General features: G+C 70.6%; 20 protein-coding genes. 5 read left to right on the top strand and 15 right to left on the bottom strand.

Translation table 11 applies throughout. The annotated features are described in order from the left end of the window. Window positions 1-21: 21 nt before the first annotated feature. From BFF94_RS21090 to BFF94_RS21070, 5 genes are read right to left on the bottom strand one after another with little or no spacing between them, the layout of a single operon-like run. Window positions 22-717: a YoaK family protein gene (locus tag BFF94_RS21090; RefSeq protein WP_219139780.1), complete on the bottom strand. Its 696-nt coding sequence runs from the start codon at window positions 715-717 to the stop codon at window positions 22-24. After that, window positions 714-1,628: a VOC family protein gene (locus BFF94_RS21085; protein ID WP_128842350.1), complete on the bottom strand. Its 915-nt coding sequence runs from the start codon at window positions 1,626-1,628 to the stop codon at window positions 714-716. The genes BFF94_RS21090 and BFF94_RS21085 overlap by 4 nt, the downstream gene beginning before the upstream one ends. A gap of 40 nt (window positions 1,629-1,668) precedes the next feature. Beyond that, window positions 1,669-2,124, bottom strand: a complete 456-nt coding sequence (locus BFF94_RS21080; RefSeq protein ID WP_128842349.1) for a DoxX family protein — start codon at window positions 2,122-2,124, stop codon at window positions 1,669-1,671. 1 nt (window position 2,125) lies between these two features. Further along, on the bottom strand, window positions 2,126-4,018 hold the full coding sequence (locus tag BFF94_RS21075) for an amidohydrolase (protein ID WP_128842348.1): 1,893 nt from the start codon (window positions 4,016-4,018) through the stop codon (window positions 2,126-2,128). Between the two features lie 18 nt (window positions 4,019-4,036). Further along, on the bottom strand, window positions 4,037-4,204 hold the full coding sequence (locus BFF94_RS21070) for a DUF1427 family protein (RefSeq protein WP_128842354.1): 168 nt from the start codon (window positions 4,202-4,204) through the stop codon (window positions 4,037-4,039). A gap of 97 nt (window positions 4,205-4,301) precedes the next feature. On the opposite strand from BFF94_RS21070, the gene BFF94_RS21065 reads away from it, so the two are divergent. After that, window positions 4,302-5,225: a LysR family transcriptional regulator gene (locus tag BFF94_RS21065; protein WP_128842347.1), complete on the top strand. Its 924-nt coding sequence runs from the start codon at window positions 4,302-4,304 to the stop codon at window positions 5,223-5,225. Window positions 5,226-5,288: 63 nt separating this feature from the next. On the opposite strand, the gene BFF94_RS21060 is transcribed toward BFF94_RS21065, so the two are convergent. Continuing rightward, window positions 5,289-5,975, bottom strand: coding sequence for a hydrolase (locus tag BFF94_RS21060; RefSeq protein ID WP_128842346.1), 687 nt, complete (start codon window positions 5,973-5,975; stop codon window positions 5,289-5,291). Between the two features lie 275 nt (window positions 5,976-6,250). On the opposite strand from BFF94_RS21060, the gene BFF94_RS21055 reads away from it, so the two are divergent. Genes BFF94_RS21055 through BFF94_RS21040 form a run of 4 tightly spaced genes read left to right on the top strand, consistent with a single transcriptional unit; the run spans window position 6,251 to window position 9,473 of the window. Continuing rightward, window positions 6,251-6,511, top strand: coding sequence for a XapX domain-containing protein (locus BFF94_RS21055; RefSeq protein WP_128842345.1), 261 nt, complete (start codon window positions 6,251-6,253; stop codon window positions 6,509-6,511). A gap of 25 nt (window positions 6,512-6,536) precedes the next feature. Beyond that, window positions 6,537-8,117, top strand: a complete 1,581-nt coding sequence (locus BFF94_RS21050) for a cation:proton antiporter (protein ID WP_219139779.1) — start codon at window positions 6,537-6,539, stop codon at window positions 8,115-8,117. A gap of 47 nt (window positions 8,118-8,164) precedes the next feature. Next, a complete protein-coding gene (locus tag BFF94_RS21045) occupies window positions 8,165-8,557 on the top strand; it encodes an OsmC family protein (protein ID WP_128842344.1) in 393 nt (130 codons plus the stop codon). A gap of 31 nt (window positions 8,558-8,588) precedes the next feature. Then, a complete protein-coding gene (locus tag BFF94_RS21040; protein ID WP_128842343.1) occupies window positions 8,589-9,473 on the top strand; it encodes a pirin family protein in 885 nt (294 codons plus the stop codon). 55 nt (window positions 9,474-9,528) lie between these two features. Here BFF94_RS21040 and BFF94_RS21035 read toward each other — a convergent pair whose 3' ends face one another. The 9 genes from BFF94_RS21035 to bcsB form a co-directional block, all read right to left on the bottom strand. Then, a complete protein-coding gene (locus BFF94_RS21035; RefSeq protein ID WP_065500252.1) occupies window positions 9,529-9,726 on the bottom strand; it encodes a hypothetical protein in 198 nt (65 codons plus the stop codon). Next, window positions 9,708-11,267 carry a cellulose biosynthesis protein BcsG gene (gene bcsG, locus BFF94_RS21030; RefSeq protein WP_219139778.1) on the bottom strand — a complete coding sequence of 520 codons (1,560 nt, stop codon included), beginning with the start codon at window positions 11,265-11,267 and terminating at the stop codon, window positions 9,708-9,710. Before bcsG ends, BFF94_RS21035 begins: the two co-directional genes overlap by 19 nt. 27 nt (window positions 11,268-11,294) lie before the next feature. Next, window positions 11,295-13,832: a UDP-forming cellulose synthase catalytic subunit gene (gene bcsA, locus BFF94_RS21025; protein ID WP_219139777.1), complete on the bottom strand. Its 2,538-nt coding sequence runs from the start codon at window positions 13,830-13,832 to the stop codon at window positions 11,295-11,297. Next, entirely contained in the window at window positions 13,829-14,608 is a 780-nt protein-coding gene (gene bcsQ / locus BFF94_RS21020; RefSeq protein ID WP_219139776.1) for a cellulose biosynthesis protein BcsQ, read from the bottom strand. Before bcsQ ends, bcsA begins: the two co-directional genes overlap by 4 nt. Next, window positions 14,605-14,823 (bottom strand): hypothetical protein, encoded by a 219-nt coding sequence (locus BFF94_RS21015; RefSeq protein WP_219139775.1) that lies wholly within the window; start codon window positions 14,821-14,823, stop codon window positions 14,605-14,607. Before BFF94_RS21015 ends, bcsQ begins: the two co-directional genes overlap by 4 nt. Then, the gene (gene bcsE / locus BFF94_RS21010) at window positions 14,820-16,778 is read right to left on the bottom strand and encodes a cellulose biosynthesis protein BcsE (RefSeq protein ID WP_219139774.1); all 1,959 of its coding nucleotides are present in this window, start codon (window positions 16,776-16,778) and stop codon (window positions 14,820-14,822) included. Before bcsE ends, BFF94_RS21015 begins: the two co-directional genes overlap by 4 nt. A 294-nt stretch (window positions 16,779-17,072) precedes the next feature. Beyond that, window positions 17,073-20,954 carry a cellulose synthase subunit BcsC-related outer membrane protein gene (locus tag BFF94_RS21005; RefSeq protein ID WP_219139773.1) on the bottom strand — a complete coding sequence of 1,294 codons (3,882 nt, stop codon included), beginning with the start codon at window positions 20,952-20,954 and terminating at the stop codon, window positions 17,073-17,075. Continuing rightward, window positions 20,939-22,159, bottom strand: a complete 1,221-nt coding sequence (bcsZ, locus tag BFF94_RS21000) for a cellulose synthase complex periplasmic endoglucanase BcsZ (protein ID WP_219139772.1) — start codon at window positions 22,157-22,159, stop codon at window positions 20,939-20,941. The genes BFF94_RS21005 and bcsZ overlap by 16 nt, the downstream gene beginning before the upstream one ends. 3 nt (window positions 22,160-22,162) lie before the next feature. After that, a complete protein-coding gene (gene bcsB, locus BFF94_RS20995) occupies window positions 22,163-24,475 on the bottom strand; it encodes a cellulose biosynthesis cyclic di-GMP-binding regulatory protein BcsB (RefSeq protein ID WP_219139771.1) in 2,313 nt (770 codons plus the stop codon). Between the last annotated feature and the right edge of the window lie 3 nt (window positions 24,476-24,478).

The raw sequence follows: 24,478 nt of genomic DNA, 5'->3' as shown, positions 1-24,478 counted from the left end.
CCACCCTGCCTTCCCGCACGATCATGCATGCTCCTGCGTGGTGGTGCCGGCCGGTTGCGCCGCACACAGCGCAAGCGTGGCGAGCGCGCCAACCGGCACGAGCAGCGCCAGGAATCCGACGTAACGGAACCCGAGCGCACCGCACGCCGCACCGAGCGCGAACGCGACGATCGCCGGCAGCATCTTGCCGAAGCGGGCCCGCGCCGCCGTACGCGCGCTTTCGGCCGTGCCGGCGGACAGCATGTCGACGACATCGAGGATCGCCTGCGTGACGTTGCCGGTCATCACCGTGTTCGGCACGCCGGCGCGCGGGATCACGCGCGGATGCGCGTTCTGCACGCCCATCGCGAACGTGCCGACGATGCCGGCCACGAGCGCCGGCAGGCTGTCGGGCTGCGTGACGGGCGTCGCCCACACGCCGGCCGCGCAAAAGCCGAGCAGCAGCACGGCCTGCACCGCATGCAGCGCGCGCGTGCCCTGCCATGCGGGCCGCGCGGACATCGACCGCGCGATCAGGCTGCTCACGATCACGCCGCATACGAACGCCGGAAACACGCTGAGCTTCAGCACGACACCCTGGCCGAAGCCCGCGATGCCCGCGCCGATCAGCACGAAGTTGCCCGTCACGTGCGCGGTGAACAACCCGAACAGCGCGACGAAGCTCAGCGTGTCGACGAAGCCGGCCACCGCGGCAAGGATCGTGTCCTCGTGCTTCATCGCGCCGCGCTCGCGTGGATCTCGGCAACGTAGCCGCCCGGGAACTGCACGAGCGCCGCGTCGCGGCCGTCCGCCGTGTACGGCGGCACCAGCACGCTCACGCCTGCCGCCTTCGCCTTCTCGAGCGTCGCGGCGAGGTCGGCGACTTCATAGCCCGTCATCTCGTGCCCGTACGGATACGGCAAGTGGCCATCCGTCACCAACACGGTCATCTTGCCGAAGCCCGACACGATGCGGATGCGGCGATAGGTGTCGTTCGGCCGGCCGATCTCGACGCCGGGCGCCTTCGCATCATCAGACACCACCTTGCCGTTCGAGAACTTCACGAAGTCGTGCACCATCTTGCGCACGCTTTGCGGCGACACGTACACGCGGTTTTCCGGAACCGTCTGCAGCGCGTCGTAATGCGGCGCCTCGGTGTGCCAGTAGAGCTGCATCCTCACGCCGCCCGTCCATGCGATCACCACGTCGCGGCCGATCGGATCGGGGAACGTGTCGACGATCACGTCGGCGCCGTGCTCGCGCGCCGTCTTGACCGCCGCGTCCATGTCGGTGACGAGATAGCCGGTGCGCTCCGTGCAGAACGGATACGGAACCGGCGTCTTGAAGCCGAACACCGAGACCGTGCCGACCGGCGTGAGCACGAGTTGCGACATCGTCTGGCTCGGCGTCGGCGTGACCTGGAACACGCCCTGCTTCGACTTCTTGCCGCCGAACGTCGCGACGAAGCTGTCGGTGAAGCGGTCGAAATCCTCCGGCGCCACGCACACGTGCGTCGTGTCGTATTGCGGCCCGACGGCCAGCACCGGCACCGGCGTCGCCGGGACCGGCGGTTTCGCGAACGACGCGGGCGCCGCGACGCAGCCGGCCGCGATCGTCAGCGCAAGCAGTGCGGAACGAATGGTTTTCATGATCAGGTGTCCTTGTTGTGTCATCGAAGGGGGTAACCGGTCACGCGCGGCCGTCGCCGTCCGCGCGCTTCGCATCGGCGAGCACGGTCGCGAGCGCGAGTGCCGCGATCAGCCCGAGATGCTCGAAAAAGCTGTTGAGCGCCATGAAATGTTCGGCACCCGTGAGGTTCCAGAAATCGTTGGCCACCGCCATCGCGACCAGCGTCAGCATACCGAGGCTGCCGGCGCCGAGCCACGTGAATCGGTTGAACACCACGCACAGCGAGCCGGCGATCTCGACCGCGATCGCCAGCGCCGCCCACAGTGCGGCCGGATGCAGGCCGAAATGCACCTGCTCCGCGACCGCGCCATCGAAGTCCAGCGCCTTTGCGACGCCGCCGATCAGGTACGCGGACACCAGCGCCAGACGCACGAGCGGCAGGACCCACGGCTGCGCCAGCAGCGCGCGGACCCATGCCGGGTTGCCGACGCCGCCGGAGTTGGTCGGGGCCGCCATGTCAGACCGCCCAGCACGAACAGCCGAACGCACCCCAGAAGCCCTTCGCGTCCGACGTCGGCAACGCACGGCCCCAGGCACTCGCATGGGCATGGCCGTGCATGTTGCACGCGTTCGAACAGCCGCACGCGGCGGCGGCCGCTGCTGCACGCTGCAGCGGTGCACCGTCGCGCTGCGTCGCGCCCCAGCCGCCGTAACCGCCGTATGCCCGCACGGGCGACCAGTCCGGCATCGCCGGCGGGATCGGCGCGTCGTGCGACGCGAACGGCCCCGCGCCCCACACGATCCGGCCGCCGACTACCGTCAGCAACGCGGACGTGTCGACGATATCGTCCTCCGCGCAGGAGAAGAAATCGCGATCCGGGACCATCAGGTCGGCGAGCTGCCCGACCGCGATACGCCCTTTCTTCCCCTCCTCGTTCGAGAACCACGTCACGTACTCGGTCCACATGCGCAGCGCGGTCTCGCGATCGAGCAGGTTGCGTTGCGGATACATCCGCAGGCCGCCGACCGTCTTGCCCGTCACGAGCCACGCGAGCGACACCCACGGGTTGTACGACGCGACGCGCGTCGCGTCGGTGCCGGCCGACACCTTGAGCCCCTTGTCGAGCATCTTCGCCACCGGCGGCGTCGCCTCGGCCGCCTGCGCGCCGTAGCGCTCGACGAAGTATTCGCCCTGGTACGCCATCCGGTGCTGCACCGCGATGCCGCCGCCCAGTGCGGCGATGCGGTCCATCGATTGCTCGGAAATCGTTTCCGCATGGTCGAAGAACCAGTTCAGCCCTTCAAGCGGAATGTCCTGGTTCACCTTCTCGAACACGTCGAGCGCGCGGCTGATCGTTTCGTCATAGGTCGCGTGCATGCGCCACGGCCAGCGGTTCTGCGCGAGCACGCGCACGACGCCTTCGAGATCGTCCTCCATCTGCGCCGGCAGATCGGGACGCGCGACGCGGAAATCCTCGAAATCGGCCGCCGAGAACACCAGCATTTCTCCCGCGCCGTTGTTGCGGAAGTAGTCGGTGCCATCGTGGTACTTGACGCTCTTCGTCCAGTTCACGAAGTCTTCCTTCTCGGCATTCGGCTTCTGCGTGAACAGGTTGTACGCGATGCGGATCGTCATCTCGCCCGCGTCGTGCAGCTTGCGGATCACTTCGTAATCGTCGGGATAATTCTGCGAACCGCCGCCCGCATCGATCACGCCCGTCACGCCGAGCCGGTTCAGCTCGCGCATGAAGTGGCGCGTCGAGTTGTACTGGTAGTCGAACGGCAGCTTCGGGCCCTTCGCGAGCGTCGCGTAAAGAATCGTCGCGTTCGGGTTCGCGAGCAGCAGGCCGGTCGGGTTGCCCGCGGCGTCGCGCAGGATGGTGCCGCCCGGCGGCTCGGGCGTGTCCTTCGTGTAGCCGACCACCCGCAGCGCGGCCGCGTTCAGCAACGCGCGATCGTACAGGTGCAGGATGAACACGGGCGTATCGGGCGCCACCGCGTTGAGCTCGTCGATCGTCGGCAAGCGCTTCTCGGCGAACTGGTGTTCGGTGAAGCCGCCGACCACGCGCACCCACTGCGGCGCGGGCGTGATCGCGACCTGCTGCCTGAGCATCTCCATCGCGACGGCGAGCGAACGCACGCCGTCCCAGCGCAGCTCCATGTTGTAGTTCAGGCCGCCGCGAATCACGTGCGTATGGTTGTCGATCAGGCCCGGCAGCACGGTGCGGCCGTCGAGATCGACGACCTTCGTCGCGCGGCCCGCGAGCGGCACGATGTCCGCATTGGCGCCGACCGCCACGAAGCGGCCGTCCTTGATCGCGACGGCCGTCGCGACGGGGTTCGCACGATCGAGCGTCGTGATGCGCCCGTTGTGCAGGATGAGATCGGGTTGAGTATCGGTTGCGCTCATGAAGTGTCCTCGATGTGGTCAGAAGCCGAGCCAGTGACGGACCGGCGCGATGGCCTGTGCGCCGATCAGCATGCCGGCCAGGCCAACCAGCGCGATCAGCGGCGGTGCAGGCGAGCGCACCTTGATCACGCTGTACACGACGCCGATCAACACGCCGGCGCCCAACGAAATTAAGTAAGATTCCATAACGATTTTTCTCTCCGGCCGGATTAGAATCAACTGCATCGCGCCCGCCTTCGCGGTGCGTCGTATCCGCTTCACTTCCCTGCCATTCCTTCCGACCATGCAACACCTTCCTGATCTCGAAGCCTGGGCCATCTTTGCGCGCGTCGCGGAGACCGGTTCGTTCGCGAAAGCCGCCGACCTGCTCGGCGTGTCGCAGCCGACCGTGTCGAAAGCGATCGCGCGCCTCGAAAAGCGCCTCGGCGCGATGCTGCTGTACCGCACGTCGCGCAAGCTGTCGCTCACGCCGACCGGCGAACTGCTGCGCGACCGCGCGATCCGCCTGCTCGCCGACGCCGAACTGATCGAGAGCGAAGCATCCGCGCAAGCGCTCGAACCGCACGGTCTCGTGCGCGTGAATGCGCCGATGTCGTTCGGGCTGCACCATCTGTCGCCGGTGCTGCCCACGTTTCTCGAGCGCTATCCGCGCGTCGATATCGACCTCGTGCTCACGGATCACATTGTCGACATCGTGTCCGGCGGCTTCGACGTCGCGATCCGCATCGCCGAGCTGAGCGATTCGTCGCTGCGCTCGCGCCGGCTGTGCGCGGTGCGCCGGCCGCTCGTCGCGGCGCCCGCATACCTCGACCGGCGCGGCCGCCCCACGCATCCGCGCGACATCGAGCAGCACGTGTGCCTCACCTACACGAACCTGCCGACGCCCGAGCACTGGCGCTTCCGCCACACGGCCTCGGGCGAAGAAGTCGGCGTATCCGTACACGGGCGCATCCGCACCAACAACGCGGACGTGATCCTCCCCGCGCTCGTCGCCGGTCACGGTCTTGCGCTGCAGCCCGAGTTCCTCGTGTGGGACGCGCTGCAGCGCGGCGAGCTCGAGGAAGTGATGAGCGACTGGAAGATCGCGGACGTCAACGTGAACCTCGTCACGCCGCCCGGCATGCTGCGCGCAGCGCGCGTGACGGTGCTGCTCGACTTCCTCGCGGAGCACTTCGCGCACGCGCCGTGGGCATTGCCCGCAGCCTGAAACCGACACGGCCGATGGCAGGCGATCGCCGCATCCATCGCGACGATCGCGGCCGGCGGCCCGTTACTTCGCCGGCACCGGCGCGAGCGATTCGTGCGGCGTCGCGGTACGCTGCGCGGCCTTGTGGACCATCGTGTACGCGTAGTCGACACCCATCCCGTACGCGCCCGAGTGCTCCTTCGCGATCGCCATCACCGCGTCGTACGTATCGCGGCGCGCCCAGTCGCGCTGCCACTCGAGCACGACCTGCTGCCACGTGACGGGCACCACGCCGGCCTGCACCATCCGCTGCATCGCGAAGTCGTGCGCGTCCTTCGACGTGCCGCCCGATGCGTCGGCCACCATGTAGATCTCGTAGTCGCCTTCGAGCATCGCGCACAACGCGAACGTCGTGTTGCAGACCTCGGTCCACAGGCCCGCGACGACCACCTTCTTGCGACCGTTCGCGGCGAGCGCGTCGCGCACCTTCTGGTCGTCCCACGAATTCATCGACGTGCGTTCGAGCAGCGGCTGGTTCGGGAACACGTCGAGCAGTTCGGGGAACGTGTGGCCGGAAAAGCTTTCGGTCTCGACCGTCGTGATCGTGGTGGGCACGTTGAACGCCTTCGCGGCCTTCGCGAGCCCGACGACGTTGTTCTTCAGCGTCTGGCGATCGATCGACTGCACGCCGAAAGCCATCTGCGGCTGCTGGTCGATGAAGATCAGCTGGCTGTTCTGCGGCGTCAGTACTTCAAGTTTCGGATTGCTCATGGCGCAAGGGGTCCTGTGAACGAAAAAAGGGGTGCCTGCCTCGACCGTGAAAACGGGAGGAGCCTCGGGTGCATCGACGCCGGATCGTCATCCGGCTCGAAATATTTAAACCGCAAACGCGCGGCGCGAACACCCAAGAAACGGAATCGATCCGATTCCGGAATCGGCGCCTGTTCCGGGCTGCCCGCTCTTTTTTTCTTCATGTAAACCCGATACGCTCTCAAGACCTTGACGGCGCGCCCCGCGCCGCTCGTCAGCCATCACGGGACCTCACCATGAAACCGTATCTCCTGTCGCTGCTCGCCGGCATCCTTGCCGGCGTCATCTACGGCACGCTCGGCGTGAATTCGCCGGCGCCGCCGATCATCGCGCTCACCGGCCTGCTCGGCATGCTGGCCGGCGAACAGATCCTGCCCGTCGCGCGCCGGATGCTGTCGGGCCATCGGCTGAACACGGCATGGCGCGACGCGCAGTGCAGCCAGCACATGTTCGGCGCGCTGCCGGGCGGTGCGGCAAACGACCGCAAGCCGTCGTGATGCAACACGTCACCACCGGCCGCGCATGACCAACGTCGAGCTGTTCCATTACCTGCTGCTGTTGATCTGCGGCGCGGGCGCGCTGACGTGGCTCGCCGAACGGATCTCGATTCCGCCGGCCGTCGTGCTGCTGCTCGGCGGCTGCGTGGTCGCGGTCGCCGGCAAGCGCGTGCCCGACATGGACCCGGCGCTGCTGCTCGCGGCCGTGCTGCCGCCGCTGCTGATGTCGAGCGGGTTCTACACCGCGTGGAAGCAATTCCGGCAGGAACTCGCGTCGATCGCGTCGCTCGCGCTCGGCGCGGTGGCGTTCACGACCGTCGCGGTCGCCGTCGCCGTGCATGCGGCGAACCCGGCGCTGCCGTGGGCCGCGTGCTTCACGCTCGGCGCGATCGTGTCGCCGCCCGACGCGGTCGCCGCGAAGGCGATCCTGCAGCGCCACCCGCTGCCCGCGCGGCTCGTCGCGGTGCTCGAAGGCGAAAGCCTCGTCAACGATGCGTCGGGCCTGCTGCTGTACCAGATGGCCGTATCGGCCGCGCTCGCCGTGTCGATCACGGCGACGGGCGCCACCGGCCTGTTCTTCTCGCTCACGCTGATCGGCATCGCGGTCGGCCTCGCGTGCGGCCATGCGATGTGCTGGGTGCTGCCGCGCCTGCGCGATCCGATGCTCGGCATCGTCGTGACCTTCGCGATGGCGTGGGGCAGCTACGGAATCGCGGAAGCCGTCGGCGGCTCGGGCGTGCTGTCGGTCGTGACCTGCGGCCTCGTGCTCGGCGTGCGCCAGCACCGCGTGTTCGACGCCGACCTGCGGATCAAGGCGAAGGCGACGTGGGAAGCGATCGTATTCGTGCTCGACGCGCTCGTGTTCATCCTGATCGGTCTCGCGCTGCACGCGATCCTCGCGCGCGTGAACCACGAAGGCGCGGTGCTGATGGCCGGCCTGCGGGTCGCGCTGCCCGCCACCGCCGCCGCGATCGCCGCGCGCGTCGTATGGGTGTTCGTCGCGATGTGGCTGCCGGGCCGCCTGCGCGCGCCACGCGCGGGCCACGCGCCGTGGTCGTGGCGCGAGGCCGTCGTGCTCGGGTGGTCGGGCATGCGCGGCGTCGTGAGCCTCGCGGCGGCGATCGCGCTGCCGAGCGACTTCCCGGGCCGCGACCTGATCCTGTTCAGCACGTTCCTGCTGATCATCGCGACACTGGTCGTGCAGGGCGGCACGCTCGCGCCGCTGATCCGCGTGCTGAAGCTGCGGCCGGCCGCGCGGCACACGATGTCCGAACATGCGGTGCGCGCGCGGACGTTCGGCGCGGCGCTCGCCGAACTCGACGCGCTCGAGCAGCGCGGGTCGAGCCTCGAGCGCCCGTCGCTCGATCGCCTGCTCGCCGAATACCGGAACCGTGTCGCTTTCAACGAAAGTGCGCATCGCCACGGCGCCGAACCGGCCAACGTACGCGCACGCATGCTGCGCGTCGAACTCGAACTCGTCGGCATATCGCGCAGCACGCTGCTCGACCTGCATCGCGACGGCAAGGTCGACGACGCGGTGCTGCACCGCATAGAATCCGAACTCGACTTCGAAGAGCTGCGGCTGCAGCGCCTGCTCGAACCGTAACGTCCGGCCCGGCCGCCGGCCCGCCCCCTTCCCCACCTGGAACTGCAATGAGCGAACTGTCTGTCGAAGCGAGCATCGGCTCCGTCGATTATCTCGTCCACTTCAGCGATGGCGTCCACCAGTGGCGCGCCGACGAACCGGCGTCGCTCGGCGGCGGCGATGCTGCGCCGACGCCCGTCGCGCTGCTGCTTTCGAGCCTCGGCGCGTGCACCGCGATCACGCTGAAGATGTATGCGCAGCGCAAGGGCTGGCCGCTCGCCGAAGTGCACGTGAAGCTCGCGCACGAATCGGGCAATGCGGGCAGCACGATCGTGCGCCGCATCACGCTCGAAGGCGACCTGTCCGGCGAGCAGCGCGAGCGGTTGCTGCAGATCGCGAACGCATGCCCGGTGCACAAGATCCTCACGCATCCGATCACGATCGACACGGCGATCGCCTGATACGCACGCCCCCGACCACGAGATCCCCACCATGTCCGCCTCGATCAAGACCCTGCTCACGCCGCGCGAAAGCGACATCGGCAACCTCGTCGTGCGCCGCGTGCTGCCCGCGCGCGCCGCGCGCCTCGTCGGCCCGTTCATCTTCTTCGACGAGATGGGGCCCGCCGTGTTGCCGGCCGGCCGCGGCATCGACGTGCTGCCGCACCCGCACATCGGGCTCGCGACCGTCACCTACCTGTTCGACGGCTCGCTGATGCATCACGACAGCCTCGGCTTCCGGCAGAAGATCGTGCCGGGCGACGTGAACTGGATGACGGCCGGGCGCGGCATCGTGCATTCGGAGCGCTCGCCCGACGAGGACCGGCCGCGCGAGCAGCCGGTCCACGGAATCCAGACCTGGGTCGCACTGCCGGTCGAGCATGAAGATGCCGAGCCCGAGTTCGTTCACCATCCGGCCGACACGCTGCCGTCGTTCACGCGCAACGGCGCGAGCGTGCGCGTGATCGCGGGCACCGCGTTCGGGCTCGCGTCGCCGGTCGCCGTGTTCTCGCCGACGCTTTATGCCTATGCGGAATTCGCGCCGGGCGGGCAGCTCGCGCTCGATGCGGAGCACGACGAACGCGGCGTGTATCTCGTCGACGGCGATCTCGCCATCGACGGCACGCCGCTCGCCCCCGCGACGATGGCCGTGCTCGAACCCGGCGCGACCGTGGCGCTCGCGAGTGCGAACGGCGCTCGCGTGATGCTGCTCGGCGGTGCACACCTGCCGGGCGAGCGTTTCATCGAATGGAATTTCGTATCGAGCGAACGCGCGAAGATCGACGCGGCCCGCGCGGCGTGGGCCGATCAAACTTTCGGCAAGGTGCCGGGCGAAGAGGAGACTTGGACGCGCCAGCCGGAACGCAAGGCGCACTAAGCGAGTTCGCCCGGCACACCGACGACGGCCGGCGCCCGCGCCGGCCGTGGTTCGTTTACCGCTTCAATCCCATCAGCTTCGCAAGCGTCGGCCAGCGATCGAGCGACTCGATGAACGCGCGGCGCGCCTGTTCGTCGACGTAACGTTCGGGATCGAGCGCGGGCAGGTGCCGCGCGAGGCCGAGCACGTCGTTCGGCTGCGACAGGCGATCGTCATCGCCTTCGCCGGGAAGGATTACTGTTCGTCGATCCATACGCCATCCGGAGTTTTCACTGCGTAGCCCGCGGCCGTCTGCATCGTCACCGTGCCCTCGTTCTCGCCGACCATCCGCGTGCGCGGCAGGTCGGCCGCGTATTGCGCGAGCGTCGCGCCCGGCTTGAACGGGCTGTTCGACACGAGGTTCGACAACAACTGCGCGAGCGCGAGGAAGCTGGCCGGCTGCTCGATCACGGTCGCCGCGCCATGGTTGCCGGCAAAGCCGACGAGCCGCACGCCGACCGGCCCGTGCACGATGCGCGGCGCCGGAATCTCGCGCAGCCCCGCGACCTGGTTCTTGTCGCCGCGCAGCGCGGCACCGTGCTCGGGCACGAACACGATCACAGCGCGGCGGCCCGATTGCGCGATCAGGTCGGCGAGACGGTCGAAATCGCTCATCAGCTTCGTCGCGCGCTGCGGATACGAGTCGATGCTCGTCAGCGAACTGCCGACGACGCGGTTGCCGTCATGCAGGCTGATCGTGTTGTAGTACAGCGCGACGGGGCCCGGCACCGACGCGCGCTGCGCGTACCAGTTCGAGAGCGTCGCGTAGTCGTCCTTGATCCCCGAGCCGTCGAATGCATGCATCGCCACCGGCGCGGCCGCGTTCGAGATCATCGGCGCGTCGGCCACGCCGATGTTGTCGTGAATCACCTGCAGGAAGTTGTCGAAGTGGCCGTCGTGGTTCAGCAGCGACTGCACCGAGTAGCCCGCGCTCGCCAGTTGCGAGAACAGGTAGCACTGCTGCGGCGCGGGCTTGTACAGGTCGGCGTGCGCTTCCTGCCCGCAGCTCGCGCGCAGCACGCGGATCGCCGCCGGGCCGCTGTAGCTCGCAGCCGTGCTGAAGTTCGTGAACAGGTAGTCGAAGTGGTTCAGCATCGGATGGTTGCGCACCTTCGCGGCATCGAGATCGTCCCACGACAGCGAGCAGATGTGCAGCACGATCACGTCGAACTGCGCGGCCGGATCGTTGCCGAGATGGCCGAACGCGACCTGCCGCTGCGACTCCTGCGCGCGGAACGTCGCGAGCGCGGCGTTGTGGTCCTCGGGCTGGTCGGCGCGCGCGGCGCCCGTCGTGTTCGCCTGCTGCTGCGCGGCCGGCGCGACGACGCGCGCCATCAGGCCGCTGCCGGCCTGCCACAGCGGCATCACGACCAGCGCGGCCAGCACGAACGTCGCGACGCGCAGCCAGCGGTTGACGATGAAATAGACGATCAGCGCGCCGGCCACCGTCAGCACCAGCACGGGCGGCAGCAGGCGCGGCAGCAGTTCCATCCAGTAGTCGAGACGGAACGTGCTCACTTCGCGCGCGGCCTCGACGAGACGGGCGAGCGGCGGCGCATGCATCTCGTGTGCGAGCAGCGGCACCGCGATCGCGATCGCCGCGACCTGCCGGACGATGCGCCAGGTGCGCCGCCGGATCGGCGCGCTCGCCGCGAGCGCCACCGCGAACGCGAGGTTCGCCAGCCACATCGGCTGCAGGTGCCCGGTCGCGAACAGCGCGAACTTTAGGATGAAATACAGATTCCAGAACGTCATCTAATCCACTCCATGATGAGCGCCGCGTCAGTCGCGCGCCCGATCGAGTTTCGGCGCCAGCATCGTCTGCAAGCCGCGCGCCGCACCCTTCCACATCCGTACATAGCCGTTCACGCCGATGCGCAGCACTTCCTTCAGCCCGCCGAGCGGCGTGTCGACGCGCACGCCTTCGTGCCAGTCGAGCCACGCATCCGCGCGGCCGAACGTGCATTGCACGAGCTGGCGCTCCTGTTCGAGCGTCAGTTCCTCGAAGCTCACGCCGACATGGGTCGGCGTCACGCGGCTCACGCGCACCGGGAACGGGAACGGCCGGTCGCCGCGCGTCACGCACACAGTGAGCGTGTCGCCGACGGCGAGCGGCAGCCCCGGCACCGCTTCGAGGCCGAGGCCGCCGGTCGAGTAGTCGCTGGTGAAGCACGCGGCCGTCGACCCGTCGGCGAGCAGCAGCATGGCCGGCACGCGCATCGCGATCCGGTGCGTGACCCGCACCTGCTTGGTCTCGCGCGCAACGGCCAGCGCCGCGCCGAGCATCGCGAGGTTGTACACGGTCCAGCCGAGCGTGATCAGGATCGTCGACGCCTCGTCGCCCTGATCGGCCACGAGCCGCCACAGCCCGGCGGCGATCGCGAGCACGTTCAGCGCGAACAGCACGAGATACGGCTTCGACGTCGACCAGTCGACGTAGCCTTCGTCGATCTTGCCGCCCTTGTCGGTCACGTTGAACTTGCCATGCTTCGGGCTGAAGAACGCGACGGTGGTCGGCAGCGCGATGTACCACGCGAGCACCGATTCATAGACCTCGGCCCAGAACGAATGGCGGTAGCGCCCCTGCATCCGCGAGTTCGCGACGTTCGCGAGCACGAGATACGGGATCACGTAGCTCGCGAGCGCGAGCGCCGACGCGTTGATGAAGTACAGGTGGAAGAACAGGTACGCGAGCGGAATCGTCAGGAACACCAGCCGCGGAATCCCGTAGAAGAAGTGCAGCATCGCGTTGCCGTAGCAGATCCGCTGGATGAAGCCGAGCCCGCGCCCGAGGAACGGGTTGTCGATGCGGAAGATCTGCGCCATCCCGCGCGCCCAGCGCGTGCGCTGCTTCACGTGGCCCGCGAGGCTCTCGGTCGCGAGGCCGGCCGCCTGCACGGTCGGCAGGTACGCCGACGTATAGCCGCGCCGGTGCAGCTTGAGCGCCGTGTGCGCGTCCTCGGTCACGGTCTCGACCGCGACGCCGCCCACCTCCTCCAGCGCGCTGCGCTTGAGCACCGCGCACGAGCCGCAGAAGAACGTCGCGTTCCACAGGTCGTTGCCCGACTGCACGAGGCCGTAGAACAGGTTGCCCTCGTTCGGGATCTCGCGGAACGTGCCGAGGTTGCGCTCGAACGGATCGGGCGAGAAGAAATGGTGCGGCGTCTGCACGAGCGCGCACTTCGGGTCGCGCAGGAACACGCCCATCGTCGTCTGCAGGAACGAGCGCGTCGGCACGTGATCGCAGTCGAAGATCGCGATGTATTCGCCGTGCGTTTTCGGCAGCGCACGGTTGATGTTGCCGGCCTTCGCGTGGCGGTTGTCGTCGCGCGTCAGGTAGTCGATGCCGGCCTCGGCCGCGAACGCCGCGAACTCGGGGCGCCGGCCGTCGTCGAGCAGGTAGACGCGCAGCTTTGCCGTCGGCCAGTCGATGCTCTGCGCGGCGAATACCGTCGGCTTCACGACCGACAGCGGTTCGTTGTAGGTCGGGATGTAGATGTCGACCGTCGGCCAGGTGTCGGGATCGTCGGGCAGCGGCACGATCGGCCGGTCGAGCGGCCACGCGGTCTGCACGAAGCCGAGCAGCAGGATCATCCACGTATAGGCTTCCGCGCCGTACAGCAGGTAGCCGGCGGCCGCCTCGACCGGGCCGCGGAAGTCGAGCGTCTGCGTCGTGCGCCACCACACGTAGCGCACCGTCGCGAGCAGCGCGAGCGACGCGAGCGCGAGCGTCGGCAGGTGGCCCGGCAGGCGGCGCAGCGCGAGCGCCAGCACCGCGACGATCGCGAAGAACGCGAACTGCGCGCCGGGCATCAGCGGCGACATCCCGGCCGCGGCCCACAGCAGCGCGCCGACCACGAGCAGCAGCGGCGCGAGCCAGCGGCGCCGGCCGACGCCGTTCGCGCGCGCATCGAGCCAGCCGCCCCAGCGCACCCACGGCAGGCGCTCGAGCAGCGCGTCGATGCGCCGTCCGACCGCGCGCCCGGCCACGTAGACGGGCACGACGAACGTGTCGAACCACGCGAGCGGATCGCGCGCGGGCCGGCCGTCGGCCGCGCGCGGCGCGCGCACGATCGAGCGCCACAGCCATTCGCGCGGGCTGAGCGGCTGCAGCACGCCCCACTCGTGCGCGAGCCGCAGGAACACGACGCGCACCCAGCGGCGCACGTGATCGGGCCGGCCCGGCGGCGGCACGTGGAAGAACAGCCGCACGAACCAGTCGACCCGCGTGCGTTGCGCCGGCAGCCCGATGCCGCGCGCGAACCAGTCGGCCGCGCGGCGGCCGAGTGCGCACAGTCGCGGCGCGAGGGCCGCCTTCATCGCGTGGCTCCGGTGCGGCCGGCCGCGGCCGCCGCCAGCCACGCATCGACCCAGTTCGCGACGCCGTTCAGGTCGTGCGACGCCTGCGAATACGGCGCGTCGTCGAAGATCCAGCTGCCGCGCGCGAGCGCTTCGGGCACGGCCGCGTCGACGTGGATCCGTTGTTCGAGCATCGACGCCGGCCCCGCGACCGCGCGCAGCATCGCGAGCGCGTCGCGCTGCATGTCGCGCGCCGGATTCAGCCGGTTCACGACGATCTGCAGTTCGCCGCCGCCGGCCCGGAGCGCGTCGAGCCGCGCGGCCGTCGTCGCGCACGCGGTCGGCTCGGGCGGGACGACGACGAGCGTCAGGTCCGCGCGGCGAATCGCCTGCTCGGCCTGCGGCGACGGATAGCGCGCGGTGTCGACCAGCACGACGCCGTCGGCGGGCAGCGCGATCTCGTCGAGCGCGCGCGACAGCCATGCGGGATCGGCCGCGAGCCGCGCATCGCACGCGGCGGCGCCGGCCGCATCGACCTGCCCGTACGGCACGAACAGCACGCCGTCGGCACTGCGCCACGTATGCGCGTGCCACGGCTCGGCGCCGCCGAGCATGCTCTGCGCGAGGCCGTGTTCGGCCAGCGTGTCGAGGCCGAGCGTCGCGCCCATCAGGTTCTGCGCATCGAATTCGACGGCGACGGCCGGCCGGCCGCGGCGCGCGAGCAGCACCGCGAGCGCGGCCGTGAGTGTCGTGCGGCCCGCGCCGCCGGTCGTCGACGTAATGGCGATCGTCTTCATCGGGTCGCCTCGCCACCACGCTCGCTGCGCTCCGCATCGGGCAGCAGCCGGCCGCGCAGCGCGACCGGCACGAGCTCGCACGGCACCGCGTCGCGCCGGTCGATCCCGCGCGGCGCATGAAAACCGCGGCCGATGCCGAGGTGCTGCGCGACGATCCACACGGGCACCGCGATCGCGATGCCGACGATGAAACCGATGACGAGTTCGGCGATCATGTGACCCCCTCCTTGCGCAGCGGCATCGCGCTGCGGACGGCGCCGCGCTTGCGCGCGGCAGGAACGACGGGTTCCGGCGCCGATGCGTCGACGGCCTCGGCCGACGGCGCCGCACCGATCGCATCGAGCGCGACGATCGTATCGATCGCATCGATCGCCCCGCTCACTTCGCTCGCGTCGGGCAACGCCTCGCCGAGACCGGCGCGCGCGGGCGGTGTGCGCATGGCGCCCGCCGGCTGCGTGGCCGCAAACAAATCGCTGTAGTCGGCGATCGGCGCGCGCCGGTTCTCGGCCTTCAGCGCATCGAGCTCGGTGTCGATGCTGCCGTGTCCGAGGCACACGACACGGTCGGACAGCGTGTCGACCGGCACGTCGAAGATGCGCGCGAGCGCGTCCTCCGCGTCGACCGGTTCGCACGCGAACAGGAACACGTACAGGTGCCCGGCATCGGCCGTCACGACGTCGCCCGCGCGGCGCGGCCGGCAATGCCGCAGCGCGTCGACGTGCGACACGCCCGGCAGCAGCGCGATCTTCGCGAGCGTGTGCGGCAGCGCGAGCACGGCGCCGCGATCGAGCACCGCGCGAATCCGCAGGCAGAATGCGCCGACCGGCAGATAGCCGAGCACCGAATCGCCGAGCGCGGCCGCGAGCGCCGCGCGATAGTCGGCCGCGACGGGCCGCGCATAGAGCTGGCCGCGCAGCGCGTGCACGGCGGCCTGCATCCGCGACACCGGCAGGTCGCGCGCGACGACGCGGTTCGCGCCGACGCTCAGCACGAGCATCTCGAACTGCTGGCGCAGCACTTCGCCGCGCTCGACGACCGCGATCTTCAGCGCGCCGCCGCATTGCCGGCGCAGCGCGTGCACATCCGCGCACAACGCTTCGAGCTGCGCATGCGAGCGGAACACCAGCACCGCGGTCGCGGCCTGGGCACGCGCGCAGGCCGCGACGACGGCCGCGTTGTCGTCGACGATTTCCCAGTCGCCGGGCACGCGGTTCGCGCCGTCGAGCACCGCGCGGCTGACGACGACGCGATCCTCGTCGCTCGCGAGCTTCATCCGCCGCGCGGGCTCGGTCGCGCCGTCATCGACGCTCGCCGACAGACGGCCGCCCGGCGCAAAACGCAGCGGCCGCACCTCGCCGGCCGCGAGCGTATCGCCCGCGCGCCAGAAATCGACGACCCACAGCAGCTCGCCGTGCGTGCGCTGCAACTGCGCGACGCCCGAGCAGACGCCGTGGAAACCGCTGCGCGGCGCGCGATTCGCATCGCGCACGAGCGGCGCATCGTCGGTGCGCGGGTCGGCGCCCGCACGGGCCGCTTCGGGGTCGAGCAGCAGCACGAGTGCGATCCGGTGCGTACGGCACCAGTCGGCGAGTGCGTGTGCCTCATCGGCGAGCGCGGTCGTGTCGTCCCAGCTGAGCCAGCGCTGCGCGCCTTCGACGAAATACAGCGAACGTGCGCGAAAACCGTAGCGCTTCAGCGCGCGCAAGCCGCCGGTCAGCCGTGCGAACGGGCCCGGCGCCGCGCGACGCGATGCGTCGTCGGTCGCGCCGCCGTCGCCGCCGGCCGGTTCGGCCGCCGCCGGCATCGCCAGCACGTTCAGGTTGCGCGGCCAGCCGGCCGGCTGCGCACCGCCCGCGAAGCCGCGCGCCTGCATCTGCTCGGCGACGTGCACCGCGTCGCGCGCGAGCACGACCGTCACGTCGCGCGTGCGCGCCTGTCGCGCGCTCTCCCACACGAGCGCATCGCAGGCCGGCGTACCGCCTGCCGCGTAGATCGCGTACAGGCCGCCGGCTTGCAGCTGCGTCCAGGTATCGGGCAAGCCGTCGATCGCGAGCCGGCTCACCGTGCCAACACGGCCGCCGGCCGGCCCCGAGCGCAGCAACGCACGCAGGCGGCCCAGCAGGCCGGCGGCGCCGAGCACGGGACGGGTGGCATCGATTTCCGTATTCACGACGTTCCCCTAGGGTCTGTTTCCATATGGAACGCACATGCGTTGCCACGAGAACAGCCGCTCGCGAGGCGCGTGACGCCGCGAATACTGACGTATTCGCAAGGAGCGCAACGCGGCGAGCGGCCGTTCTCGTGGCAACCCCTAATTAAAAAATTCATTCCACGGGAATGCCCGAAATCGCCCGTATGGCGGCGTCGCTCGTCGCTTGTTTGGCGCGGCCAAACGGCGCTCCTCACTTCTTGCCCTACGAGCGATTTCGGGCATTCGCATGTGTGTTCCATATGGAAACAGACCCTAGTAATCCGAATAAAGCCGAACCGGCGTCGGCGTGACGAGCCAGCTGCGTTGCGCACGCGCGTCGAACGCATAGCGCAGGTACACGAGCGCCGAACTCGGCGCGTAGTCGTGCGACCGGTCGACGTGCAGCTGCGCGCCGACGCTCAGGTGCGGGTTCACGCGGTACTCGACGATCCCGTTGATGCCATACGAGAACGACACGCCGCGCGTCGAGCTGCCCGCGTACACGAACCCGGCCGCCACCTGCGCGGCCCGCTGGTCCGAGAACGTCGGGTAAAACAGCGAATCCTTCTCGTAGCTGTTCGAGATCCCGCCCGTGACGGTCAGGTCCCACGACAGCGCATCGTGCCGCCCCGCCCATTCGATCGGCACGCCGAGCGACAGGTAGCGCTGCGGGCTGTAGTAACCGCCCTGCCCGTACGTGTAGTAGCGCAGGTTCTGCGCGTAGTGCCACGCATTGCCGACGAGCCCGGTGCTGACCTTCATCGTCGCGCGCTCGTACACGGGCACCGTGAAGCCCGTGCGCAGCGTGACTTCCGCGTTGCGTTCGACGTTGCGGCCGGACAGCACGCCCGCACCGAGTTCCGCGAACAGGTTCGTGCGGCCGACGTCGACCGACGCGCGCAGGTTCACGCCGTCGCGGCGCACGCCGCCCCAGACCGCGCCCGTCCACGGGTCGCGCATCCCCGAGTAAGACAGCACGCTGCTCGTTTCCGGCCGCCGCGACGCGTTCACCGAGAAACTGGCCGGCCCCGCGTCGAAGCGATAGCGCACGCCGCCGACGAGGTAATGCACCGGAAAACCGAGCGGCGACGTGCCGAAATCGAAGCGCCAGGCGTCCGACAGATAGCCGGCGCCGAGCGCGACGCCCGTGGCCGTCTGGTGCAGCGAACCCGGCGGATTCGCGATCGATGCAGGCGTCAGCGCGTTCTGCGCCCTGAGCGCCGCGTAGGTGCCGAACGTCTTGAGCGAATACGCGTTCGGGTCGCTCGTGTCGAGCGTGCCCGGGTCGAGATGCACGGTGTCGATCTGCGCGAACACGTGCCCGTCGTAGCGGATCGGCATCTGCATGTAGACCGGCACCTGCTGCGCGCGATACGACGAGATGCCTTCGTCGCCCGACTTGTAGGCAGGCGTCCAGCCGGTCTCGATCTCGGGATTACGCCGCTGCTGGAGATCCGCGAACGCGGCCTGCGCGGGCGTCAGGCCGTCGCGGCCCGGGCTCACGCCTGTCGTGCGTTCCTGCGACTGCGACAGCCGGTACAACGACGCCGCATCGCCATAGCGGCCCTGTGCCTCGGCCACGCGCCCGGCCGCGACCGTCACGTCCGGACGCGCCGGGTACGCGGCGTGCAGCCGGTCGGTCACCTGCGCGGCCTCGTCCGGGCGGCGCAGCGCGTTCAGGCGGCGCACGGCCGACAGTTGCGTGTCGACGTCGTCGTCCGGCGTGCGCGCGAGTACGGCCTGCACCCGCGCGAGCGCGGCGGCCCGGTTGCCGCTGTCCTCGTCGATCCGCGCGAGCGCGAGCTGCGTATCCGCATCATCAGGCGTGCGCGCGACGACCGGCGCAAGTGCGTCGCGCGCCGCGCCGTAATGGCCTTGCGCGCGCTCGAGATCGGCCAGTTCGAGCGCATGGCGCTTGTCCGCGCGGCCGGCCGGGCTCACGCGATCGAGCAGCGTGCGCGCCTGCGCATAGTCCTGCCGCGCGATCGCATCGTCCGTCTGCCGCAGCACGAGCCGCAGCGACTGGTCCTCGATCCTCGCCGTCTGCGCGGGCGTCAGCGACGGTTCGCGGCGCAGCGCGTCGAGCCACGCGGCGAGCGCGTCGTCGCGCCCCGCGCTGCCGAGCAGGTCGCCGTAGCGCAGCCGCACATCCGCATCGGCTTCGCCCGGATGCGCGGCGATCCAGTCGTGCAACGGCGCGAGACCGCGATCGGGTTCGCCCGCGTCGATCCACTGCGCGCCGATCGCGGCGAGCATGTCGGGATCGTCCGGCGCGCTCGCCTGCGCATGCGCGAGCGATGCGTCGAATGCCGCGTGGTCGCCGCGCCCGAGCGAGCCGCGTGCGTCGGCCAGCGCGCCTTCGGCGTCGAGCTTGCGCGCGAGCGCGCGCATCCCGTCCGAACGGTGCGCATCGTCGACGCTCGCGAGCGCGTCCCGCGCGCCCGCGACATCGTCGAGCGAATTGCGGTACAGCGCGGTCGCGTAGCGCATCTCGGGCGTATCGCTCTGCGCGAGCCCGTCGTCCATCACCGTGCGGCCGAGCTGCGGCAGCCCCATGTCGCGATAGAGGCGCGCGAGCGCGAAGCGCGTCCACGGCGCATCGGGCGCCGCGCGCACGGCCGCCTCGTAGCGTTGCGCGGCGGGCCCGCGTTCGCCCTTGTCCGCGAGCGCGCGCGCCTGGTTCGCGAGCAGGTCGGCACGCAGGCCGTCGAGCGCGCGGCGATCGTCGCGGCCCGTCACGCGCTCTTGCAGCGCGTCGAGCAGCGGGCCGATCCGGTCCGCGCGGGCGGTGTTTTCATACAGCGTGGCCGTGCCGCGCACGGCCGACAGGTTCGGCGAACGCGCGGCCAGCAACTCGCGCAGCAACGGCTCCGCGCGCGCCCAGTCGCGCTGCGCGAGCAACGCATCGGCGAGTTGCAGCTTCGCGTCCGGGCTGTCCGGCTGCATCGCGAGCGCCGCACGCGCCGCGCGCTCGGCGTCCTGCGGGCGTCCCGCGGCAGCCGCCGTGCGGCCTTGCGCGAGCAGCCCCCAGAACTGCGCGGTGCGCGCGAGGCCCTGCCATTTGCCGCGCTGGTCGGTCGCGAGCGTCGCGGCCCGCGCGAACAGCGCGCGCGCTTCGTCGTGCCGCCCTTCGCGCAGGCGCAGCAGGCCAAGCCCGCCGATCGCGTCGGCGTCGTCCGCACGCGCACGCGCGGCGCGCGCGAGCAGCGGATCGGCGCCGGCCAGGTCGCCGCGCGCGAGCGCACGCAGGCCGCGCTGCTGCGCGATGTAGTCGGGATCGCGTTCGAGCCGGCGCTGCGCGTCGCGCTGACGGTCCAGTGCCGCGACGCGGTCGAGGAATTCGGTGTCGTCCGGCACGAGCGCGAGATACGCATGCAGCGCATCGAGATACGCGGGATCGTTGCCGGCCGACTGCAGCACGCGCCGCCACAGCGCCATCGCCTCCGTATGGTCGGCATCGGCGCGCTTCGCGAGCGCCCCTGCGATCCGGCTCGCCTCCGGCCGCGTGTCGGCGCGCTGGTTCAGCAGCCGCGCCAGCGCGATCGACGCGCTCGTGTCCTGCGGATCGGCCGCGACCGCGCGGCGCAGCGCGGCGATCGCCGGCTCGCGCCCGCCCGGCGCATTCGACACGATCTGGTAATACTCGGCGCCGAGCGCGCCCGACGGCGCGCCGTTCGGAAACAGCGCGACGATCCGCCGGGCCGCCTCGTCGGCGCGGCCGCTGCGCGCGAGCAGGCGGATCTGCGCCATCTCGCCGCGCCCGCTCGTCGCGACGCGGTATTCGTCGGCCACCCGCCGCGTGGCGGGCGCATTCGGCGACTGCGCCTGCAGGCGCGCGAGCGCGGCCTGTGCGCCTTTCGCGTCGCCGAGCCGCAGCAGCACGCGGACCTGTTCGGCCAGCAGTTCGGCGTCGCCCGGCGCGATCAGCAGCCCCTTGCGCAGCGCATCGCGCGCGAGGTCATCGCGATGCTTGACGCCCCACAACCGCGCGGTCTCGAGCTGGCGCTGCGCATCGGCGGAAGCGGATGCCGCCGGCGTCGCGGTATTCGGCATCGTCGCGCCGGATGCGGCGCCCGGCGCTGCCGCGCACACCGACGACGCGAGCCACGCGAATCCCGCGACGTGCGGCACGGCGCGCTTCAGCGGGCGGCGCACGAACGGCCTCCCCAGCGTGCGTCGAGCGTGCCGTCCGCGCCGAACCGGTAGCGTCCGTCGCGCCAGCCGAGGCCGAACAGCGTCAGCACGCTCGTGTAGTAGCCGGGCGCCGACTGGCGCGCGAGCGACTCGACGCGGGCCGCCTGCGCGTCCGCGAGTTCGCGCTGGCCGCGCGCGTCGAGGAACGGCACGGCCGCCGCCGAGAATCCGCCGTTGCCGTCGTTCGGCCCCGCGACGCCCGTCGTCGTATCGACCTTCTCCGGCGGCGCGCCATGCGCGGCGATAGTGTCGGCAAACGGCGCGAACCGCGCGAGCAACGGGGCGGCGAGCGGATCGGCGCGGTCGAGCATGCCGGCCCACAGGTACACGCGAATCGCGTTGTACGCGCTCTCCGCACGGGTCTCCGAATCGGGCCCGAAACCCGTGCCCGCGCGATACAGCGCCCAGTCGGGCGAGAAGCCCTTCGGCGCCGTGTCGAGCAGCACGCGCCCGGTGCTGGATGCCAGCGCGGCCCAGCGCCGGTCGTCGGGCAGGCGCGCGCCGAGCGCGCGGATCACCTGCGGCGGCGAATAGCTCGGATTCACGCGCCACTGGCCGTTGGCCAGCTTGAACCCCGTCGGCCCCGGCAACAACGTGAGACCGAGGCCCGGCACGGTCGCCGTCTCGTCGTCGAGCACGCGCTTCGCGAGCAGCGCGCCGCGCGCCGTGTAGCTGCGCTCGTGCCACAGCCGCCCGGCTTCGACGAGCGCATACGCGATCCACAGGTCGGCATCCGACGCCGCGTTCGCGTCGAGCACGCGCCACGCGCCGTCGGGCGCACGGCCCCACAGCCACGCCGGCAGATGCGCGCTCAGGTCGCCCTGCGCGAGGTTGTTCTCGGTCCATGCGAGGATCGTGTCGAACATGCGCCGGTCGTTCGCGACCAGCGCAAAGAAAAGCCCATACGCCTGCCCCTCCGACACCGTGCGCGAATCGGCCGAGCCGACGTCGATCACGCGGCCGTCGGCCGAGATGAAATCGCGCTTGAACGCGTCCCAGCGCGGCCACGCCGCGCTGCATCCCGCGCCCGCCGCGTCGGCCCCCGCGGCCTGCGCGCGAGCGGCCATGCCGGCCGCCGCGCACGCCAGCGCGACCGTCAGCGCGAATGCCGCGCCGACGCGCCGCGCCGGCCGCGCTGTCCGTCGCTTCGCCATTGACCGCGCCATCCGTTACATCCCCCGTCGACGCGCGGCGATTTTCTGCAGCACGCTGAACACGCCGAGCGCGAGCAGCAGCCCCGCGACGACGCCGACCGCGCCGAGCACGACCGGATGCTGCGCCGCATGCGTCCACACGCGCGCATACCACGGCACGAAGCCCACCACGTACGGCTCGCCGACGCGCAGGCTGTCGACCTGCCCCGGCCGCACCAGCGCGAGATCGCCTTGCAGCTGCGACACGAGGCCGGGATTCTCGAACACGTTGAGCAGATCGCCGAGGCGCGGCTGGTCGGTCGCCGTCAGCGCGACGACGCTGCGCCCCCGGCTGCCCGGCAGCTCGAACCCGGCGAGCGCCGCGAGCGGGCCTGTCTGCTCGATATGCGCCCCGCCGTCGGCCAGGCCGACGCCGTTGCGCCAGCGCTCCTTCACCGTGAACGCGACACGCGTCGCGCCGCCGCCTCCGGCACCGCCCTGCTCGCCGATCGCGAGCGGCAGCGCCGAGCGCCAGTGCGCGAGCAGCGGCGACGCGGGCGAGCCGTCGATCACCAGCAGATCCTTGCTGCCCGACAGCGCGGCGACGTCGCCGGGCCGCGCGACCTGCACGCGCAGTGCCGGGAAACCGGTCCATTCGCCCATGTGGCCGAGCATCGTCAGGTAGGCCTCGAGCTCCTGCGGCGACGGCCGGTCGGGCATCACGACGGCCGTCTGCGACAGGTCGGCGAAGCGCGTGAACGGGAAGCCGCTGTTCGCGAAAAATGCGAGGTTCGGCAATTGCGCGTAATGGACGAAGTGCGAGAAGTCGATCGTCGAATCGGGATCGATCGCCGCGCGCTGCGGCTCGCTGGCCGTGCTCGAGCACAGGCCCGTCTTCTGCGAGTCGAGCGTGAAGCGGAACTGCAGCTGGTTGCCGCTGCCGACCCGGAATGCCGGAATGTCGACGTCGCTCGTCACGCGCCCTTCCGGCACCGACAGCAGCGGCAGCTGCATGCGGCCGTGCGCGTCCTCGGCATGGGCCGGCCCGAGCCGGTACGACTTCACGAGCTGGTCGTTGATCTCGACGGCGAGCGTCGAGTTGTCCTGCACGGTCGGCGCCGTATAGCGGTAGCGCAGCGTGATCGGCACGCCCGCGCCGTTCCACGAATGGAGATCGGCCGGCACGCGCAGCCTCAGGCGGATCGCGTCGGGCGTCGTACCGCGCACTTCCAGCTCGCGCGGATCGGCCACGAGCTCGCGGAATGCGATCGGCCGGTTCACGGGCAGCCAGCGCGGCGCGTCGTACGGCTTGCGCGGCGCGCCGAGATCGACGTGCGCGACGGTCGCCGCCGGCCCCGACAGCGCCGCGCGGCCGAGCACGAGTGTCGCGACCGCATCGTCGACCTCGGCCGCCGTGCGGCCCGTGACGACGAGCAGCTTGCGCCCCGGCGCGGCCGGGTTGTCGGCGACCGCGAGCAGCGGGCCGTTGACCGACGGCAGCACGAGGCCGGCCGGCAGCGTCGCGGCCGTACCCACCACCACCGCCTGGTCGTCGGCCGGCAGCCCGGACGACACCGGGAAGCGCGCATGCCGGTAATCGGCGAGCGCGCCGAACCACGACGCGAGCACGCCCGCGCTGCGCAGCGTCGCCGAATCGGGCGACGCGGGCAGCACGAACGGCAGCCGCACGCGGCCGTTGTCGCGCCGGTCGAAGAACGGCGCGGGCAGCAGCGCGAGATCGTTCGGCAGGCGCACCGGCGATTCATCGAGGATCAGCTCGCTCGTCGGGCTCACGTCGGCCCACAGCGCCGAGTTCGACGGATCCTCGCAATGGTCGAGCGTGTAGTGCGCGATCAGGCGCAAGCCGATCTGGTTGAAATCGGAGAAGTAGCGCGGATCGATCGGGATGTCCTGCGTGACCGTGCTACCCGCGTGCGCGGCGTCAAACGGGACGGTCGCGATGACCTCGCCGTTCACCGACACCTTCAGGTGCGACATCGGGAACACGAGCGACGGCGAATACGCATAGGTCAGGCGCAGCCGCGCGCCCGTGACCACGCGGTCGAGCCGCACGCCCGCGTTGATCGTGCGCGCGTCGTCGGCGCCGCGCAGGCGCAGCGGATCGAACGCGCCGAGCGACGCGAACGGCAGGCGCACCGTCGCCGCCGGCAGGCCGCCGGACGGCGCGCTGGCCGCCGTCGGCGCGGCCGCGAGCACCGGCGCCGACCCAGCGGCGGACGACGCACCGGCTACCGGTACCGCCGGCACCGGAGCGGCCGACAGCGCGGCCACGTGGAAAGCGCCGACCATGGCAACCGACAGGACGAACAGCGACGCGGCCGGCTTCATGCG

It is taken from the genome of Burkholderia catarinensis, from assembly GCF_001883705.2.
GTDB classification, from domain to species: Bacteria; Pseudomonadota; Gammaproteobacteria; order Burkholderiales; family Burkholderiaceae; genus Burkholderia; species Burkholderia catarinensis.
The sequence above is the reverse complement of the archived record's forward strand: the minus strand, read 5'-3'. Positions and strand labels throughout refer to the sequence as shown.

What these genes read in the sequence shown, in the direction of transcription:
- BFF94_RS21090 (WP_219139780.1), bottom strand. Translation starts at nt 717, where the DNA reads ATGAAGCACGAGGACACGATCCTTGCCGCGGTGGCCGGCTTCGTCGAC.
- BFF94_RS21085 (WP_128842350.1), bottom strand. Translation starts at nt 1,628, where the DNA reads ATGAAAACCATTCGTTCCGCACTGCTTGCGCTGACGATCGCGGCCGGC.
- BFF94_RS21080 (WP_128842349.1), bottom strand. Translation starts at nt 2,124, where the DNA reads ATGGCGGCCCCGACCAACTCCGGCGGCGTCGGCAACCCGGCATGGGTC.
- BFF94_RS21075 (WP_128842348.1), bottom strand. Translation starts at nt 4,018, where the DNA reads ATGAGCGCAACCGATACTCAACCCGATCTCATCCTGCACAACGGGCGC.
- BFF94_RS21070 (WP_128842354.1), bottom strand. Translation starts at nt 4,204, where the DNA reads ATGGAATCTTACTTAATTTCGTTGGGCGCCGGCGTGTTGATCGGCGTC.
- BFF94_RS21065 (WP_128842347.1), top strand. Translation starts at nt 4,302, where the DNA reads ATGCAACACCTTCCTGATCTCGAAGCCTGGGCCATCTTTGCGCGCGTC.
- BFF94_RS21060 (WP_128842346.1), bottom strand. Translation starts at nt 5,975, where the DNA reads ATGAGCAATCCGAAACTTGAAGTACTGACGCCGCAGAACAGCCAGCTG.
- BFF94_RS21055 (WP_128842345.1), top strand. Translation starts at nt 6,251, where the DNA reads ATGAAACCGTATCTCCTGTCGCTGCTCGCCGGCATCCTTGCCGGCGTC.
- BFF94_RS21050 (WP_219139779.1), top strand. Translation starts at nt 6,537, where the DNA reads ATGACCAACGTCGAGCTGTTCCATTACCTGCTGCTGTTGATCTGCGGC.
- BFF94_RS21045 (WP_128842344.1), top strand. Translation starts at nt 8,165, where the DNA reads ATGAGCGAACTGTCTGTCGAAGCGAGCATCGGCTCCGTCGATTATCTC.
- BFF94_RS21040 (WP_128842343.1), top strand. Translation starts at nt 8,589, where the DNA reads ATGTCCGCCTCGATCAAGACCCTGCTCACGCCGCGCGAAAGCGACATC.
- BFF94_RS21035 (WP_065500252.1), bottom strand. Translation starts at nt 9,726, where the DNA reads ATGGATCGACGAACAGTAATCCTTCCCGGCGAAGGCGATGACGATCGC.
- bcsG (WP_219139778.1), bottom strand. Translation starts at nt 11,267, where the DNA reads ATGACGTTCTGGAATCTGTATTTCATCCTAAAGTTCGCGCTGTTCGCG.
- bcsA (WP_219139777.1), bottom strand. Translation starts at nt 13,832, where the DNA reads ATGAAGGCGGCCCTCGCGCCGCGACTGTGCGCACTCGGCCGCCGCGCG.
- bcsQ (WP_219139776.1), bottom strand. Translation starts at nt 14,608, where the DNA reads ATGAAGACGATCGCCATTACGTCGACGACCGGCGGCGCGGGCCGCACG.
- BFF94_RS21015 (WP_219139775.1), bottom strand. Translation starts at nt 14,823, where the DNA reads ATGATCGCCGAACTCGTCATCGGTTTCATCGTCGGCATCGCGATCGCG.
- bcsZ (WP_219139772.1), bottom strand. Translation starts at nt 22,159, where the DNA reads ATGGCGCGGTCAATGGCGAAGCGACGGACAGCGCGGCCGGCGCGGCGC.
- bcsB (WP_219139771.1), bottom strand. Translation starts at nt 24,475, where the DNA reads ATGAAGCCGGCCGCGTCGCTGTTCGTCCTGTCGGTTGCCATGGTCGGC.